Consider the following 17,112-nt stretch of genomic DNA (forward strand, 5'->3'; position numbering starts at 1 on the left):
AATTCCCTCCGGCAACTAAGCTGCGGATCAGGGGAACTCAAACCTCAAAATGTCATAGCTCACCTACCGCCCCCTCGGGCATCGGCTGTCTCAGCGGCCTACCCAGAGGGTGCGAGCTGGGGAAGATGGCGCAACTCTCCTCGGGGAAACGGACCCCGACCCGATCAGCGTCGATGGCACTACCGGTCTCGACCCGGAGCACGGACGAACCGACTTCCACATGGTATTGATAACGCGCCCCGAGGTAGGTACGCGCCACGACCCTCCCAGGGGCGGTGTTTCTCGAATGCACTGATGCGGCGCCCTTGGACGCGTTCCGTCCGTTGCCCCCTGAGAGGACGCGGTCAAACCCTGGCTCGAGTTCGATACGTTCTGGACGAACGGCCAAGGTAACCCGAACGCCCTCGCGGTACGCGGAGGCTGCTCTCACTCGTAGCGGCGTCCCGTCGCCATCGAGCGCGACAAGCACACCGTCCTCTCCCGTCGACACGATCTGGCCCTCAAGGAAGTTGGTGGTACCGATGAAGTCGGCCACAAAGGGGTCCACAGGCTGCTCGTATACTTCGAAGGGTGTTCCAACCTGCCTGATGTGGCCTGAATCCATGACAGCGATGCGGTCACTTAGCGCAAGAGCCTCCACCTGATCGTGCGTGACGTAGACCGTGGTGATGCCGAGCTCTCGCCTCAGCCGGCTGAGCCAGACGCGCGCCCGCTCCCGTAGCTTCGCGTCCAGGTTCGATAGTGGCTCGTCGAGGAGGAGGATGCTCGGCGAGTAGACGAGCGCTCTCGCTAGTGCAACGCGCTGCTGCTGGCCACCGGAAAGCTGATGCGGGTATCGCCCCTCGTACCCCTCGAGCTCCACGAGCCGCAGAGTTTCCCTGATCCGGCCGTCCTGGTCGGGTTTGGGAACACGGCGGAGCTTCAACGGAAACGCGAGGTTCTCTCGTACGGTCATGTGAGGCCAGAGTGCATACGACTGGAAGACCAGCCCGACGTCCCTCTCCTCAGGATAGAGGTAGCGGCCCGTGTTGCTGTCGAAGAGCACTCGGTCGCCTACGAGGATGCGGCCATCGTCGGGGACCTCGAGGCCCGCGATCGACGCGAGGGTCGTGGATTTACCGCAACCGCTTGGCCCCAGCAGCGTGAAGAACTCACCGTCCTTCACTCGGAAACTGACGTGGTCGAGCGCCGCTACATTCCCGTAGTTTTTGGAGAGGCCTTCAACCGTCAGTTCAGGCATAGACGCGCACCCCCAGGACTCTTCGGCCGACGTATACCACCGCCGTGATAATGGCGACCTGTACCGTGGACAGCGCCGCGACAGGTCCGACATCGCCCTGCAGCCAGAGCTGCAGCATTGTGAGCCCCATGATCTCGCTTCCTGGAGCCACCAAGAAAGCGGCTGAGGCGTATTCCTTCATGAAACTCACGAAAAGCAGGACGAACGACGAGAACGTCGCTCCACGGAGAAGTGGAACGACGATGCGGCGCGCGGCGGTCCACCAGTCCGCCCCCATCACTCGCGCCGCCTGATCCAATTCGGGGCCGATCCGCATCAACATGGGTGAGATAGCACCGTAGGCGCTCGGGATGTACCGGACGCCGAAGGAGATGACGAGCGCCAAGATGGTGTTCCTAAGATACCCGAAGGGAGGGAGCAGAACCATCGCCCAGAAAAAACCGATGCCGATGATGATGCCAGGTATCGCGCGAGGCGCGAGCGCCAGGAACTCCAAGACACGGCGATGGCGGAAGCTTGACCGGTGGGCGACAAGAGCAACCAGGATCACGAAACCGGTGGTGAGACTGGCCCCTACCAGCGAGATCAGGAGGCTGTTCCAGATGGACCGGACGTAACTCGGGTAGGAGAAAACGAGCCGCATGTTATCCATGGTCAGGAAGGACCACGGGGGTACGAGCGGCGTGAGAACCGTGGTGAAGGCCCGGGCAAGCAAGCCGGCAATAGGGATCACTGCCCCCACCAGCATGTATCCCAGAACGAGGGCGAACGCTACCCAGCGTAGCCATCCAATTCGAAAGATCTGACCCCGATAGGCCTTGCCCCGAACCATGACGAAGCGCGCCGTGTTGCCGAGCAGCCTCCCTTGCAGAAAGACGAGAATGAAGACTGCAAGCAACAGCACGACGGCAGCGGCTCCGATGAGGCCGTAGTCGGGCCTGGATGCCAGGAGTCCTTTGGTGTAGATGAAGCTTGCGAAGAAGTCGATCCCCACCGGATTACCCAGGATCAGCGGGATGCTGAGCAACTCCAAGGACGTGGTGAAGATGAGGACGGCGCTGTACAGAACCGGCGGTCGCATAAGGGGCAGGGTGACTGAGCGAATAACACGAACGGGTCGTGCCCCCGAGATGCGGGCTGCGTCCTCGAGGGACGGATCGGAGACCATGATGGTATTGAGGCAGTAGAGGTACGCAAGGGGCGTCTCACTGACCGCGGCAGCGAGGGCCATGCCAGGGATCGTATAGAGGTTCCACGAAAGGCCCAGCGCCTGTCGAGCCCACGTGGTCACGTAGCCTGCGGGACCGTACATCAAGACCCAGCCGAAGGCGACCACCATCGGGGACAGGTACATCGGCCAGAGGAGGACATCGTTGAAAACGTGCCGGCCCGGAACATCTGTCCGGCCCACCGCGATGGCCATCAAGGTACCCAAGGCCACGGAGATCAGGGTCGTCAGGGCAGCGAACTCCAGTGAACTCACGATGACGCGCTGGAACCGCGTGTCGGCGAGTAACTCCGCGAAGTTCGCTAGGGTGAGAACCCCGCCCGGATCGTATAGTGCCCGGTCGCGCAGGGACTGGTAGACGATCGGCAGAAGTGTGGAGATTACCAACGCCGCCGTGACCAGCGTAATCGCCCACTGGATCCAGCCTTCCCGGTTGACGCCCAAGAACGTCGATGTCCGCGGTAAGGAGAGCGTCGGTTCTCTGGTACCCATTGGCTCTCAGAATGCCTCCCTCATGGGTGCTCTGCGATTCTCACGCCGAGCGCAATCTGTGTCGCGGGTGCGACGCGGACACTCCCGCGCCGCACCCTTAGCGCAACGCTCCGGTTAGCGCCCGAGCAGTGATTCCCATCTGGCCTGGAAGTCGTCGAGTTGGCGGAGCGATTCCTCATCGTAGCCGACGATGATGGCTTTAGATTCGCCTCCGATGCGCTCCAGGATGGAACGGTAGGTGTTGAACTCGCCCGCGTCCACGTCAGCCCGATAGGGTGTGAGCCCGCCCCGTCCGAAGGCCTCTTGTCCCTCCTTGGAAAGGATGAAGTCGAGCATTAGCTTGGCGGAATTGACGTTGGTGGAGTGCTTCGGGATGGCCATCCCGCGCATGAAGAAGGGCGTTCCTTCGTCCATGTACGTCCACCCAAGGATCTGCCCGGACCGTTCGAGACGCGGGAACAGCACGATACCGGAGATGAAATAGCCCGCCACGTACTCTCCTATGGTGATCTTCTCGAGCATCGGGCCAGCCGAGCGCTCAGGCCGTACGTTGGGTAGGAGACGGCTAAGGATCGCCCACGCCTCCTCACCACCCCGGTCGCGGACAAAGGCCCAGTTGATCGCGTACCCAAAGGCCTCTGTAACGTCGTAGGTCGTGATCTTCCCGCGAAAGACTCCCGGCTCTTGCTCGCCGAGGTCGGCGAGATGTTGCAGGCCCGTGGGACGCAGGTTCTCGGCAAGAAGCAGCTTGTTGTACGCGAGGACCATGGGATCGAGGGAAACTGTGTAGAGGCCCGGGAGCGGACTGGCCAACTCCTGCGGGTAGTTAGCGAGTTCCGGCGAGACGTACTCCACGGCCTCACGCCGATTGCTCACGAACTCGATCCACTGCTCAGGAGAGCCGGATATCATGAGATCGGCCGTGCGAGCCCCGCTGCCCACTTCGCTGTAATATCTCTCGAACACCTCTCCGCTGCCAAGGTCCAGTGTTTGAACGGTGATCCAGGGATAGTGACGGTTAAAGGCTTCGATCACAGGCTGCCAGTTGTAGGCCGCCATGTTCGAGTATACCAGCAGGCTCCGTTCCTGCCTGGAGGCATCGATGATCTGTTGGTAGTGCGCCGGGTAATCCGCCGGTTGGGCGGCAGTTGAAAACGAAAGCACCAGGCCGACCAACCCGATCGCTGCCAGCGCTATCCTCACACGTTGCCCTGTACTCATCCTGCGCACCTCATTTGCACCTCCTGACCTGGAGTGTTTGACAGTCGTGCTCGCACCTCTTGTCCCGAAAGGCTCACCTGCCTCCGGGATGTCTATCCCAGAAAGCAAGAGCCTGCACGTCCCAAGCAGGACAGCCTAGGGGTTGATCATCGCCAGCCGTCTCGCGATGTGGTTGCTCACCTCCACCACTTCCCGGGCGATCGCCGCGGTATCCGCGACAGCCAGGCGGGTGGCAGGCCCCGATACGGATAGCGCCGCGAGCGCTTCTCCGTCTGCGGATAGGATAGGGGCCGCGATCGCCGTCACCTGAGGATCTCGTTCACCGTGGCTGATGGCCCAGCTCAGGTGCCGGACCTCATCCAGCTCACCGATGAACGCTTCCCAACCGTGAACGGGCGCTTGCTGGGTGCGTCGAGCCATGTATTCCTGCAGGACGCGCTGCCGCTCCTCATCCGCCGTGAAGGCCAGGAGCACCTTGCCCGCGGCGCCCCGCGTGAGCGGGTACCGTTCTCCGATGGAAACCACCTGACGCACGGACTGCGGGCTCTCCACCCGTTGGATGCAGATCCGATCCGCTCCCTCTCGCACGTAAAGGGTCACGGTTTCTCGCGTCTTGTCGCGGACGTAGCGCATCTCAGGCAGAGCTACCTCCACCAACTCCGAATCGCGCAGGAAGCCCGCGGCCAGCTCGAGGACCCGGTATCCCGGGCGGTAACGACGCGTTGCGGGGTCCTGGACAGCAAACCCGCACCGTTCGAGCGTGGTCAGGAGTCGATGAGCGGTGGCCTTGTGGAGCCCGGTCACCTGGTGCGCTTCGGTGACGGCCAGGCCCCCTCGGGCCTGGGCGAGGTGCACCAGCAATTCAAGGGCGCGCTCCACCGCTCGCACCCCCGAGGAGAGCCCGGACAGGCCTTTCGTGATCTCAGGGCTCAGGGACGAGCCAGCCTGCATGCCGACAGGTCCGTGTTGTTTCATAGAACGAGACATATTCTCACGTCCTCAATCCTCTTATACTTCATTGCAAGTCTATTTCCTGCTGATAGAACGCGTCAACTTGGATAAGTTGTCCTGGTGCCAGGATGTGGTACCAGCCGCCGGCTGAGACCGGGGGGCGCCGGCCCGGTCCTGCTACGCAGGACCGCCCCCTCCCCCCATGGAACCCGTGCTGGTGGGGTGGTACCCTTTTCCGCCATCACGGTGGGCTACTTTCGGGTTGACATCTACAGAGTCCACATTGCGCCGGTACTTGGCAACGTGAAGCTCACCGAGCTGACCTACCGTCACGTGAACACGTTCTATGCCCTGCTCGATGAGAAGGTGGAGACGGGCGAGATGAGCCCCCGCACGCGGGCCTACATCGTATGGCTTCTGAGGAGCGCCCTCGACGACGCCGCAGACAAAGACATCCTCGCCAAGAATGCAGCCAGGAAGGCCGACAGACGGACGTACAAACCCAAGGAAGCTGAGTTCATGGAGCGGGATGAGATTGAGAGGCTTTCCTCCGGGCTGCCAAGGGCGAGCGCCTGGAAAACCTCTTCGTCCTGATGCTGCAGACGGGTCTTAGGCCCGGCGAGGCCACGGGGCTCGCCTGGGAGCATGTCGATCTTAAGAACACCAAGCTAGATTTCCGGCAGGCGCTCCACGAAACCGGAGGGGAGCTGTACCTGGGAGCGCTTAAGACGGACCCTGCCCTCAGAACCCTCTCCCTGTCCAAGAGCGCGGTCCAGGCGCTCAAGCGTCAACGGATACGACAGATGGAGGAACGTCTCCGCGTAGGATCCCAATGGAGTAACCAAGACGATCTGGTCTTCACCAACCTTTATGGGGGCTTCTTGCGGAGGACCAACAGCCAACGACGGGACCTCAGGCGGGTCATCAAGCGAGCGCGGATAGCTATGCCGAGGAGCTGATCCGTACTAGGCAGGCGGCATCGGCCTCAGAGGTCGAGGAGAATTCCTCGCCGGGGTAACCCTTCACACGTTCCGTCACACGCATGCCTCGCTCCTCATTTTCGCCGGAGCGGACGCCAAGGTCGTCCAGCGCCGTCTGGGGCATGAGGACATCAGGATCACCCTCCAGACCTACGGCCACCTGTTCAAGGGGCAGGACAAGCGGGCTGCTGAGATGGTGGACGAGCTGATCTCCATCCCAGAGTGACCGTAGCCCGATAAGCTATCCCATAAGCTATCCTCGCCTCACAGTGAGGCCGCATGCCAACAGCAAGCCCCGCCAGAAACTCGCTCCTGGCGGGGCTTTCTCTTGGTGGAGCCGAGCGGGATCGAACCGCCGACCTCGTGAATGCCATTCACGCGCTCTCCCAGCTGAGCTACGGCCCCACGTTGAGCGCTGCGCGGCCCTCCGGCCGCACCCCCGATTATAGGGCACGGGGGAAGGCGCGTCAAGGTGCGGTTCAGGTCGTTCCCGCCAGGCCCCGGCCCCTGTGCGCGACGCCCCAAACCCCGCGGGGGGCGCCAGGCGCCCCCCGCCCCAACCTTCCTCCTCAGGTTTGCTAGGATTGTACCGGACCCGGACCGGTCGCGACGTCAAGCGGAGCAGTCGGACTGACGCACTTGGACGGTTCCAGTTGACAGCCCTTCGAAGCGAGACGCCGCGTGAACGCGTGGAAGCTTGCGCGCGGTGGTAGAATATGGTATCTTTTTCTTGTAACGCAAGCCTTTTCGTCGCCGGCGGCGGCCTCCGGGGGGCCGGCTGGGGACCTGTCCCCGCAGGTACGCCGCTTCCGCCGGGCCCGGCTCGGATTCGAACGCCGTGGGCGGCACGTGCGCGACGCTGGCACGATGATCTCGGGGGCACATCGATGGCTGGCAATCCTTTCGCTGACCTCTTGCGCGACGTGCGCGAGCGGCACCACCTCTCTCAGATCGAGCTGGCAGCCGGCCGCTGCACCCGGGCCCACGTCTCGGCGATCGAGCAGGGGTATGGACGGCCGTCGGGTCTCCTCCTGCGGCACTTCCTCGAACGGCTTCCCGAGCGGCGGGCGCTGGCTGAGGCCTTTTGCGCGAGCTTCGCACCGCGCCCCGACTGGCTTCATGCCGGCATCTACCTGGCGATGAAGGGAGAGCGCGAGGGGGCGTATGCTGTTCTGCAGGCCATGGGGCGCGCGAGCGATCCCTCCTCCCCGCCATGGGCGGGCTTCGCCGACCGCGCTCAGGGGTGGAGCCGCTACCTGGCCGGTGAGGTCGACCGGGCCCTCGATCTGCTCACAGCCGCAGTCGATCTCCACCGCCGGACCGGCAGGTACCAGGAGGCCGGCCGCACCCTGTGGGAGCTGGGGCTCATGGTCACCGAAACGGCCCCCAGCCCGGACGCGCTCCTCCTCTTCAAGGAGGCCCGGGAGACGTGGGGAAACGCGGCAGAGGCCCGCGAGCAACGCTTCCACGCGGTCGTCTTCCACTCGGAGGCCAGGGCCCTGCGGCGCATGGGGTATTACCGGCGGGCCCAGGAGGCGGCGACGAAAGCCTGCCGCCTTTACCGGGCCGCCGGAGACCTTGCCGGCGAAGGACACGCTCTGCTCGAGCGAGCCTACGCCGCCCACGAAGACAGGCGGAGGGACATGCTGCGCCCCCTCGCCGAGCACGCCCTGGACCTCTTCCAGAGATCCGACCACCACGAGTGCCTGGGGGTGGCCGAGCTCGCGGTCGGCATCGGCCTGTTGGACGGCGGCGAGAGCGGGGTGCAGATGGCCGCGGCGAGGATCGAAAGGGCCCAGTCCTTGCTCGCGGCGAGCCCCGGCGGAAGAGAGGCCCATGCCTTGTCGGAGCTGGCGCGGCTTGCGTGGGCCCAGGGCGACCTCCAGACCGCCCGGAGTCACCTGCACCGCGCCTTGGAGCAGCCCGCGTCCTCTCGAGAGCGGGCTGCACAGATCTGCCTCGCGGCCGCGGTCGGGCTGCGCGACTGGCCGCCCAGCCGGCAGGAGATCGCAGGCCTGGGCTGGGCGCTGGCCTCCCCCTGGGAACGCCACGCGTTCTTCCAGAGCGCCGCCCGCTTCTGCGAGCGGCTGAACCGGTGGAGATGGGCCGCCGAGCTCGGCCGCCTCATCCACCAGGTCTACGAGGGAGCGGCGTGGAGCACCGCCTCCGGCGGAAGCCCACGCCCGTTCTGGAGCCTGTTCCTCGACACCAGGGGGAGACGAGCGGGAAGCGGTCAGGGGGTCCGGCGCAACCGGTAGAGGAGCAAGGAGCCGGTGCGGGCCACGGGATGCTCGCCGCCCTCCAGGCCGGCCGCCCGGGAGGCGGCCAGGAGAGCCTCATCGGGGTGGTGGTGCAGGCCGACCACGTCGTCCATGCGGGCGAAGCGCGTCGGGACGTGCGTGGGAACGAAGGCCATGAGGTGAAGCTCCTGATGGTGTCCCGCGCCATCGTATCGAGCCTCCCATGCCCACGCCCAGTCCGCCGAGTCTCTGCCGCCCGTCCGGTGGCCCCATCGCTGGGCCAGCTGGCTGTGCCGGTAGAGGGTGAGAAAGAGCCTCCCCCCGGCGCGCCCTGCCGGCGCTGCGGCGCGCCGCCCGGCACCTGGGCCTTGCAGGAGCGCGGCCAGATCCCGAAGCCACCGTTCCATGCGGTCCGGCCGTACGGCACCGGTGGTCCACGGGTGAACCACGATGAGATCGAAGGGGGCGCCGGGAAGGGGCGCCGAGAGGTACCGGGGATCCCGCCGGAGCCAAAGGACCCCGGGCGCCCGGGCTGAGGCCAGCGCCAGCCGTTCCTCGCTCACGTCAACGGCGATGAGGGCCGCCGGGCAGCGCCGGGCCAGGAAACGGCTGACCAGCCCGGTGCGGCACCCCAGCTCCAGCAGGTGCGCGGGTTCTGGCCCATCCTGGGCTTTGGCCAGGAGGCTCAGGACCTCGTGCACCAGAAGGACCCGGTCCCACCGTTCCAGGGCCCGCTTCCGGAACCCAGGATCGGGGGTTCCTGCGGGCCCCGGAGGGGACGCGACGGAGGGGCCCACGGGACCCGTCACGGGATCATGGGCCGATCCGGACCCGCTCCTCCATGCGGGAGAGGCCGATTCTGGGGGCATCCTTCCAGAGCCGCTCGAGATCGTAGTAGTCACGGACCTCCTCGTCCATGACGTGGACCATGACCGAGTCGTAGTCGAGGAGCACCCAGCGCGCCTCCTGGCGTCCCTCGCGCCGCCGGGCATGGCCGCCGTTCGCGGCCACCCGCTCGTCGATGGCCTCCACGATGGCCCGCACGTGCGGGGGCGTCTCGGCGCTCGCGACGACGAAGTAGTCCGTGAGCACCGTCTGCTCGCGAACATCCAGGATCAGCACGTCGATGGCCTTCTTCTCCTCTGCCGCCCGGGCCGCCAGGAGCGCGATCTCCTCACCGCTCAGGTGCAACCACCTCCTGCGCCGTCTCCCACGGGATCCGGCCGTGGTCCAGATCCGCCGGGTTGATCGCCCAACCGTCGGGGAAGTCCGTGCCGAGCACCAGCCGCAGCGAACCGCCGTCGCCCCGGAGGGGGACCAGCTCGGGCTTCACAGGAAGCTCTTGGGCCAGAGCCTGCGCCTGCTCGCCCCACCCCGGCGGCGCCTCGATGCGGGTACGTCCCACGCCAAAGCGCTGGGCGTTGCTCACCTGCAGCACCGGGAACCCCCGGCGCTTCAGCTCCAGGGAAACCCGCCCCGCCAGGCCCGGCGTGCCCTTGCCGTTCACCACCTGGACTGCCGGCCGCTCCTGACCCAGCAACACCTCGGCCACGGTGCTTCTGAGCCAGAGGGGGTCCGGAACCCAGTAGCCCACGCCGTTCTGCATGCTGGCCGTGCCTGGGACCAGGCCGGTGCGAACGTCTTCGGGCTGGACCCGGGCGAGGGCCCGCGCCAGCCGTGTCAGCTCGTAGGTGGGCAGGTCCGTGGTGACCGAGCGCCGGTATTCCGCCACCAGCCTGGGGAGCTGCAGGACCGTCTCGGGCTGGAGCACCTCCCGCGCCAGGGCCTGGACGAACTTGAGCTGGCGTTCCACCCGGCCCCCGTACTCGCCCCGGGAGGGATCCACCAGGGCCACGTCGCCCAGGTTGTCGGCCCGGAAGCGGACGTACTCGAGGGCCTGGTCGCCATCCAGATGCTGGTCGCCGGCGGGAAGGTCGATATAGAGGCCCTGGGCCTGGTCCTCGTAGCGCATCGGCCGCTCCACCACCAGCTGCACGCCGCCCAGCGTATCCACGAGGCGGGCGAAACTCTCGAAGTCCAGGAGCACGTAGTAGTCCACGGGTACGCCCAGCAGCTGGGAGACGGTCTCCGCCGCGAGCCTGGCCCCCCCCATGGCGTACGCCGCATTCAGCTTGCGATAGCCTTGGGTGCCCGGAACCTGCACCCGGGTGTCGCGGGGGAGCGAGAGGACCCCAGCCTCCCCCGTCTTGGGGTTCAGGCTGGCCACCAGCATGGTGTCGGTCCGCTCCACCTGGTTCACCCGGGAGTCCAAACCCATGATCAGGACGAAGACCCGGTCCTCGGCCCCCGCCGGCATGGGCGCCTCCGCCCGGTGTGACGTGGAGGGCGGCAGGTGCAGAAGGAGCACGTAGGCCAGCCCCACCACCAGAAGAACGACGGCCGCCGCTCCCGCCAGAACCAGGCGGCGGCGCCTGCTCTGCGCCCTTTCCAGGCGCCTCTGCTCCAGCTCGCGGCGGAGCTGGGCTACCAGGTCCGGTCCTGCCGCCACGGACGAACCCTTCCCCTCGTCATCTCCATCACCTGGACCCCCCTGGATCACCCTCCCCCGAGCATCAGGGCGTTCCGTGCCTCGAGGCTGCGCGGGTGGATGAGCCAGCCCCGGTCCAGGCAGTACCGCAGGGTCTGCTCCAGGCCGGCGCGGCACGCGGCCGCCAGATCCTCCCCAGCCAGCTTACGTAACGCCTCCACACCCGGGTAGCTCCGGCCCGGCTCGATCAGGTCCGCCGTGTAGACGATCATCTCCAGCAGGCCCATCCGGGCGCGCCCCGTGGTGTGGTAGCGGATCGCATCAAGCACCTGCTCGTCGGCGATGCCCAGTTCCTCCCGCACGAGCTCCGCTGCCAGCGGCCCGTGCAGGAGCATGGGGTTGGCACGCTCGACCTCGTCCACCACGATACCAGAGCGTTCGGCCTCTTTCAACAGAGCTTCCGGGGAAAGAGGCTTGGCAAGATCGTGCAGTAGACCCGCCACGTGGGCGGCTTCCCTGTCGGCCCCGAAGCGGGCGGCCATCACCCGGGCGGTTCCGGCCACCCCGAGGGAGTGCTCGTAGAGATCCCTGGGCAACCGCCCTTCCACCCAGGCGGGGAGATCGGGGGTGGCAGGGTTCAGAGGGAGTCACCCCGAGAAACCAGGGACTCGGCGACGGCTTCTTCCGCCTCCGTCTCGACGTTCGCAGGGACGGTCCGGTAGAGGCCGTTCTTCTCGATGTAGTAAAGGACGGTCTCGGGCACCAGGTAGCGGATGGGCCGGCCGGCTGCCACCCGCTCGCGGATGTCGGTGGAGGAGATGGCCAGAGCGGGCACGGTCAGGATGTGCACCCGGGCGCCGTACTGGTCACCCAGCTCATCCACCGTCTCCCGCAGCTGGGTCACGGGGAACCCCGGCCGCGTGGCCGCGATGAACTCGCAGAGACCCAGGAGCCGGTCCGGCTCCTTCCAGGTGAGCAGCTCCTTGATCGCGTCGGCGCCGCTGATGAAGAAGTACTCCTCGTCGGGCCCGTACTGGCGCCTGAGGAGCTCGATGGTGTCGATGGTGTACGAGGGCCCGGGGCGGTCGATGTCGACCCGGGAGACCGCGAAGTCCGGGTTGGTGAGGGTGGCCAGGACGGTCATCAGGTACCTGTGCTTCGAGGTCGTGATGCTCCGATCGGTCTTGTGGGGTGGCTGCCCCGAGGGGACGAAGAGCACCCGGTGGAGCTGGAAGTCGGCGCGGGCCTCCTCGGCCGCCACCAGGTGGCCGTAGTGAATGGGATCGAAGGTGCCGCCCATGATACCGATGCGCGTTGCCATCCCCTCCTGCGGCCCCACCCGGACAGCCCCTTGGCCGGCGCTCAGTCGTCCACGTACTCGAGCTCCACTTGCCCCACCCAGACGGTGTCGCCCTCGCGGGCGCCGGCCTCGCGCAGGGCCTGGAGCGCCCCCGAGCGCTCCAGCAGGTGCTGGAGGTACCGGAGGCTCTCCGGGTTCTCCAGGTCGAGCCGGGCCACCACCCGTTCCAGGGCCTCGCCGCTCACCGTGAAGCCGTCATTCTGCTTCTCCACGCGGAACTCCTTCAGCGGCGCCCGGGCGCGACCCTTCGGGGGTGGTGGCGCGGCCACCGCCGCCTCCCGGGATGGCGCCGGCGCCGTGGCCAGCAGGGCCTCCACCCGGTCCAGGAAGGCGTCCACACCCTCACCCGTGGCCGCCGAGAGGGGCAGCACCTCCAACCCCCCCGCAGCTGCCTCCGCCGAAAGCCGGGCGAGGTTCTCGCGGCCCTCGGCCAGGTCGATCTTGTTGGCCACCACCAACCGGAGCCGGCCCAGGAGCTCCGGCCGGTATGCCTCGAGCTCGCTGCGGATCACCCTCAGGTCGTCCACGGGGTCCCGCCCCTCGAGGCCGGAGGCGTCCACCACCTGGACCAGGAGGCCGCTCCGCTCCACGTGGCGGAGGAACTGGTGGCCCAGCCCGGCGCCCTCGCTCGCGCCCTCGATCAGGCCCGGGATGTCCGCCATCACGAAGCTCCGCCCCGGTCCCCGGGAGACCACGCCCAGGTTGGGAATCAGGGTCGTGAAGGGATAGGCGGCCACTTCGGGCCGGGCGGCGGAGCAGCGGGAGATGAGGCTCGACTTGCCGGCGTTCGGGTACCCGACCAGAGCCACGTCGGCCAGGAGCTTCAGCTCCAGTTCGAGCTCCCGCTCCTCGCCCCTCAGCCCCTTTTGGGCGAAGGACGGCGCCTGCCGGGTGGGCGTGGCAAAGTGGGCGTTCCCCTTTCCGCCGGCACCGGCCCATGCCACCACCGCCCGGGCCCCCGGCTCGGCCAGGTCGGCCAGCACCTGGCCCGTGGCCACGTCGCGGACCACCGTGCCCACAGGGACCCTCAGGACCAGGTCGGCGCCGTCGCTCCCGTGCTTCCGGGCTCCGGCCCCCGGGCGACCGTTCTCGGCCACGAAGTCCTTCCGGTAGCGGAAGTCCACCAGGGTCCGCTCGCCGGCCTCAGCGACCAGCACCACGTTGCCGCCGCGCCCGCCGTCGCCGCCGTCGGGGCCCCCGGCCGGGACGTACTTCTCACGCCGGAAGCTGACCGCGCCGTTCCCTCCGTCCCCTGCCCTCACACGGATGCGAACGTGGTCGACCCACATCTCGTTCCCTCCAGCCTCCGCCCCATGGGCAACCCTTCGTGCAGAGAAGCCCTGACCTGGGGCCAGGGCTCCTCTCGAAGCACGTGTTCGCAGGGGCCGGCATCCTCGCCGATCGGCGGGTTCCGGGCCGGTCACTCTGCCGCTCGGATCGCGACCACCTTCCGCGCCCCGCGCGTCTCGTAGGCCACGTATCCGTCCTCGCGGGCGAAGAGCGTGTCGTCGCCCCCCCGCCCCACGCCGGGGCCGGGATGGAAGTGGGTCCCCCGCTGGCGCACCAGGATGGTGCCCGCATGGACGAATTGCCCGTCGTGGCGCTTCACCCCCAGGCGCTTGGCTTGGCTGTCGCGCCCGTTCCGGCTGCTGCCGAGGCCCTTCTTGTGAGCGAAGCGCTGAAGATCGAACATCACGGCCTCCACCTCCTTCCCAGTCTTCCGGGCCTGAACGAACGGAGTCGCTTCCGCCGGAAGGGGTTCAAGATCGAAGGCTTGTCGCCCGCCTCCGCCGCCGGCTCCTGAGCCACGGCGACCTGGCTGTCGGGCTCTCGCTCCACGGGCGGCTTGCGCTCCTCCGTCCGACGGGGGGCTACCTCAGGGGCTTCTTCGACGGGGGCGGCCTCGACTGGCTTGGCCTCTGCCTGCCCGACCGCCGCGGGTGCCCCGTTGCGCTCGCCTCGCTCCTCCCGCCGCCGGCGATGCCCGCCCCTGTGGGACCGCCCGCCGTCCGCTCGGCGTTCGGCCGCCTCGGGCGCCGGACGCCCTTCGGTGGGGAGCGCCCCCTGCGAGCGGTCCGGCCTGGACGCAACTGCCTGGCTGGCCTGTCTCCGGCCTTCCTGCGGTCGCCCGCCCCGCCGATCGGCACGCTCGCGCCCGCGGTTCCGGTTGTGGGAAGACCGGGGCGCATCGAGCGAGATCAGCGCGAAGTACCGCCCGTGGCCCTTCTCGATCTCCCGCAAGGCGAGGACCATCGTTTCCAGGATCGCCCGCGCGGGAGCCCGTTTCTCCTCAGGGATCTCCTTGGGAAGCCTGCACTCCAGCAGCCCGTCCTCCGCTTTCAGGGAGATGGGGAGCGCCAGGTGCTCCTTCAGCCCCAGGACGCACGCCTGCGTAACCGCCGAGACCCCTGCGCAAACGATGTCCTCCCCCGCCGGCGCGTAGCCGGCGTGCCCCACCGCTCGAAACCCCGTGAGCTCACCGGGCCCAGCCTGATAGAGTTCAACACGGACCATGCTCAGCCCTCAATCTTCTCGATACGGAGTCGGGTCAGCTCCTGCCGGTGGCCCAGCTTCCGGTGCTGGTTCTTCTTGGCCTTGTAGGTGAAGACCGTCACCTTGGGGCCCCTCAGGTGCTTCTCCACCCGTGCCACCACGCGCGCGCCGTCCACCACGGGGGTGCCCACCTTGCAGGTCTCCCCGTCGGCTACGAGCAGGACCCGCTCCAAGGCGACTTCGCCGTCGGCCGGGGCATCGAGGCGCTCCACCACGAGGCTGTCGCCCTCCTGAACCCGGTACTGCTTTCCACCCGTCTCAACCACAGCGTACACCGAGTCGTCTCACCTCCTGCAGCCCGGCCTGCGCACCCGCGTTGCGAGTATAGCAAAGCCCTTCCGCGGGTGTCAACGCAAGGCACCAGGCCGACCGTCGCGGCCCGGGGACCATACCCCGGCCGCCCTCATCCTGACACGACCCGCGCCTTCGCGTAGGTCCGGAAGACGCGCGTGATCTCCACCTGGAGCTGCTGGCCCACCCGACGGCCCGCTCCTTCGATGTCCACCACGTACCCCTCGACCCGTGCGATGCCATCCTTGGGGTTCGAGATATGGGGCTCCTCCACCTTCAGGCTGACGACCTCACCCTCCCGCACGGGCATGGCCTGCCGCTCGATCTCTTCCTGGCTGCCCGCGACCACCGACGGCTTCTCCACGTGGCGGTGCTCCATGCCCCGGACGTAGACCGAACGATTCAAGTCCTGCTCGAGCCGCTTGAGGTTCGCCCCCCCGGGCCCGATGAGCAGCGCCGCCACGGACGGGTGGGCCTCCACCATGAACGCCCCCGCCGGGCTGGCGTGGGTCAGCTTGCGCAGCTCCCGCTCGAGCCGGTGAGCCACCGTGGCCTCCGACAGGACGCGGCCGCTCCCGTCGCAGTGCGGGCACGGCTTCTGGAGGATGTCGGGCACGTTCTGCTTGGTCTTCTTCCGCGTGATCTCCACCAGCCCCAGGTGCGTGAAGCCGAGCACGTGGGTCTTGGTCTTGTCCTTGCGCAGCTCTTCCTCCAGGCGGCGCAGCACCATCTGTTCGTGCTCGCGGGAGTCCATGTCGATGAAGTCGACCACGATGATGCCGCCGAAGTTGCGCAGGCGAAGCTGGCGGGCGATTTCGCTGGCCGCCTCCAGGTTGGTCCGCAGCACCGTATCGGCCAGGTTGGTCGTGCCGATGAAGCGGCCCGTGTTGACGTCGATGCTCACCAGGGCCTCGGTCTGGTCGATGACGATGTAGCCGCCGCTCTGGAGCCAGACCTTCCGGTCCAGCGCCTTCTCGATCTCCGGCTCGATCTGGTACGACTCGAAGATGGGCGGACCCTCGTGGTAGCGGTACACCCGGTCCTTCAGGTTCGGCGAGAGGGTCTCCAGGAGCTCCAGAGTCTTCTGGTACTCCTCCTCCGAATCGACGACGAACTTGGTCACCTCGGGCGTGAAGGCGTCGCGCACCAGCCGGTAGACCAGGTCGTAGTCCTTGTAGAGGAGGGCGGGCGCCTTCTCCTCCCCCGCCTTCCGGCGCACCCGGTCCCACACCTTCAGGAGGAACTGGCCGTCTCGCACCAAGTCCTCCTCGTCCTTGCCGCCGGCGATGGTGCGGACGATGAGGCCCATGCCCTTGGGGCGCAGGCGCTTCGCCAGTGCCTTGAGCCGGGTCCGCTCCTCCTCGTCGTCGATGCGCCTCGAGACGCCCACGTACTCCACCGTGGGCATGAGCACCAGGTAGCGGCCGGGAAGGGTCAGGTTGGTGACCACCCGGGCCCCCTTGGTGCCGATGGGCTCCTTGGTGACCTGGACGATGACCTCTTCGCCCTCGTGGAGCACGTCCTTGATGGAGCGGGCCTTGACCCGCTCCGCGGGCTCGTCGTCTCCCCCCATCCCGTTCCGGTAGTGCGCCAGCGCGTCGTCGACATAGAGGAACGCGTTCCGTTCCAACCCGATGTTCACGAACGCTGCCTGCATCCCAGGCAGAACGTTCTCCACACGACCCTTGTAGATGTTGCCTACGACCCGTTCGTCCTCGTCGCGCTCAATGTAAAGCTCTGCAAGCCGGCGGTCTTCCAGGACCGCGGCCCGCGTCTCGCCGTGGCCGGCGTTGACCACGATCTCTCTCCGCATGAAGTGTCACTCCAATCACCCCAATCGACGGGCAAAGGCGCGCCCGGACGGATCCCGGCGCGCAAACGTACCTTCAGCGCCCCGTGGCGCTGGAGAATCCGGAAAAGACCGAACGTCCCGCCGCGCCTAGAACGGCGGCGGGAGAGGTGGGCACGCGCCCCACCCGGGCGATGGCTTCGCGCCCCCACGAGGTAGTATGGAACACTCTGGGTAGGCCATGCACGGGCTTCGGTCCGATTCCAGGAAAGCAGGTTC

The 17,112-nt window shown here is 67.2% G+C and carries 18 protein-coding genes and 1 tRNA gene; 4 read left to right on the forward strand and 15 right to left on the reverse strand.

Annotated features, from left to right (window positions below):
- Positions 1-52 precede the first annotated feature (52 nt).
- From LIP_RS12940 to LIP_RS12955, 4 genes are all read right to left on the reverse strand, one after another.
- Complete coding sequence (locus tag LIP_RS12940) at positions 53-1,240, reverse strand: ABC transporter ATP-binding protein (RefSeq protein WP_068139174.1); 1,188 nt, start codon at positions 1,238-1,240, stop codon at positions 53-55.
- A complete protein-coding gene (locus tag LIP_RS12945; RefSeq protein ID WP_068139179.1) occupies positions 1,233-2,960 on the reverse strand; it encodes an ABC transporter permease in 1,728 nt (575 codons plus the stop codon). Before LIP_RS12945 ends, LIP_RS12940 begins: the two co-directional genes overlap by 8 nt.
- 114 nt (positions 2,961-3,074) lie before the next feature.
- Entirely contained in the window at positions 3,075-4,181 is a 1,107-nt protein-coding gene (locus tag LIP_RS12950) for an ABC transporter substrate-binding protein (RefSeq protein WP_231699429.1), read from the reverse strand.
- A 135-nt stretch (positions 4,182-4,316) separates the two neighbouring features.
- On the reverse strand, positions 4,317-5,060 hold the full coding sequence (locus LIP_RS12955) for an IclR family transcriptional regulator (RefSeq protein ID WP_158509684.1): 744 nt from the start codon (positions 5,058-5,060) through the stop codon (positions 4,317-4,319).
- Positions 5,061-5,354: 294 nt separating this feature from the next.
- On the opposite strand from LIP_RS12955, the gene LIP_RS12960 reads away from it, so the two are divergent.
- The 3 genes from LIP_RS12960 to LIP_RS20090 are packed head-to-tail and all read left to right on the forward strand — an operon-like array spanning position 5,355 to position 6,338.
- Positions 5,355-5,726 carry a hypothetical protein gene (locus LIP_RS12960; protein ID WP_068139189.1) on the forward strand — a complete coding sequence of 124 codons (372 nt, stop codon included), beginning with the start codon at positions 5,355-5,357 and terminating at the stop codon, positions 5,724-5,726.
- Entirely contained in the window at positions 5,726-6,091 is a 366-nt protein-coding gene (locus LIP_RS20615) for a site-specific integrase (protein ID WP_068139193.1), read from the forward strand. Before LIP_RS12960 ends, LIP_RS20615 begins: the two co-directional genes overlap by 1 nt.
- A gap of 19 nt (positions 6,092-6,110) precedes the next feature.
- Positions 6,111-6,338, forward strand: a complete 228-nt coding sequence (locus LIP_RS20090) for a tyrosine-type recombinase/integrase (protein ID WP_082726651.1) — start codon at positions 6,111-6,113, stop codon at positions 6,336-6,338.
- Positions 6,339-6,441: 103 nt separating this feature from the next.
- Here the strand turns inward: LIP_RS20090 and LIP_RS12970 are convergent.
- Positions 6,442-6,517 (reverse strand) — tRNA-Ala (locus tag LIP_RS12970).
- Positions 6,518-6,999: 482 nt separating this feature from the next.
- On the opposite strand from LIP_RS12970, the gene LIP_RS12975 reads away from it, so the two are divergent.
- A complete protein-coding gene (locus tag LIP_RS12975; protein WP_068139195.1) occupies positions 7,000-8,370 on the forward strand; it encodes a helix-turn-helix domain-containing protein in 1,371 nt (456 codons plus the stop codon).
- Here LIP_RS12975 and LIP_RS12980 read toward each other — a convergent pair.
- The 10 genes from LIP_RS12980 to LIP_RS13025 all read right to left on the reverse strand — a co-directional run bounded on the left by LIP_RS12980 (position 8,346) and on the right by LIP_RS13025 (position 16,857).
- Complete coding sequence (locus LIP_RS12980) at positions 8,346-9,053, reverse strand: class I SAM-dependent methyltransferase (RefSeq protein WP_158509685.1); 708 nt, start codon at positions 9,051-9,053, stop codon at positions 8,346-8,348. The genes LIP_RS12975 and LIP_RS12980 overlap by 25 nt on opposite strands.
- Positions 9,054-9,165: 112 nt before the next feature.
- Complete coding sequence (rsfS, locus tag LIP_RS12985) at positions 9,166-9,543, reverse strand: ribosome silencing factor (protein ID WP_068139201.1); 378 nt, start codon at positions 9,541-9,543, stop codon at positions 9,166-9,168.
- Positions 9,527-10,861: an LCP family protein gene (locus tag LIP_RS20095; protein WP_068139204.1), complete on the reverse strand. Its 1,335-nt coding sequence runs from the start codon at positions 10,859-10,861 to the stop codon at positions 9,527-9,529. The genes rsfS and LIP_RS20095 overlap by 17 nt, the downstream gene beginning before the upstream one ends.
- 47 nt (positions 10,862-10,908) lie before the next feature.
- On the reverse strand, positions 10,909-11,436 hold the full coding sequence (gene yqeK, locus LIP_RS12995; RefSeq protein WP_198409544.1) for a bis(5'-nucleosyl)-tetraphosphatase (symmetrical) YqeK: 528 nt from the start codon (positions 11,434-11,436) through the stop codon (positions 10,909-10,911).
- 41 nt (positions 11,437-11,477) lie between these two features.
- Entirely contained in the window at positions 11,478-12,161 is a 684-nt protein-coding gene (nadD, locus tag LIP_RS13000) for a nicotinate-nucleotide adenylyltransferase (protein ID WP_082726309.1), read from the reverse strand.
- A gap of 41 nt (positions 12,162-12,202) precedes the next feature.
- Complete coding sequence (obgE, locus tag LIP_RS13005) at positions 12,203-13,489, reverse strand: GTPase ObgE (RefSeq protein ID WP_068139208.1); 1,287 nt, start codon at positions 13,487-13,489, stop codon at positions 12,203-12,205.
- Positions 13,490-13,620: 131 nt separating this feature from the next.
- A complete protein-coding gene (gene rpmA / locus LIP_RS13010; RefSeq protein ID WP_068139210.1) occupies positions 13,621-13,893 on the reverse strand; it encodes a 50S ribosomal protein L27 in 273 nt (90 codons plus the stop codon).
- The gene (locus LIP_RS18630; RefSeq protein ID WP_144440489.1) at positions 13,893-14,714 is read right to left on the reverse strand and encodes a ribosomal-processing cysteine protease Prp; all 822 of its coding nucleotides are present in this window, start codon (positions 14,712-14,714) and stop codon (positions 13,893-13,895) included. Before LIP_RS18630 ends, rpmA begins: the two co-directional genes overlap by 1 nt.
- Positions 14,715-14,716: 2 nt before the next feature.
- The gene (gene rplU, locus LIP_RS13020; RefSeq protein ID WP_068139213.1) at positions 14,717-15,028 is read right to left on the reverse strand and encodes a 50S ribosomal protein L21; all 312 of its coding nucleotides are present in this window, start codon (positions 15,026-15,028) and stop codon (positions 14,717-14,719) included.
- A 128-nt stretch (positions 15,029-15,156) separates the two neighbouring features.
- A complete protein-coding gene (locus LIP_RS13025; protein WP_068139215.1) occupies positions 15,157-16,857 on the reverse strand; it encodes an Rne/Rng family ribonuclease in 1,701 nt (566 codons plus the stop codon).
- Positions 16,858-17,112: the final 255 nt, after the last annotated feature.

Source organism: Limnochorda pilosa, from assembly GCF_001544015.1.
GTDB classification, from domain to species: Bacteria; Bacillota; Limnochordia; order Limnochordales; family Limnochordaceae; genus Limnochorda; species Limnochorda pilosa.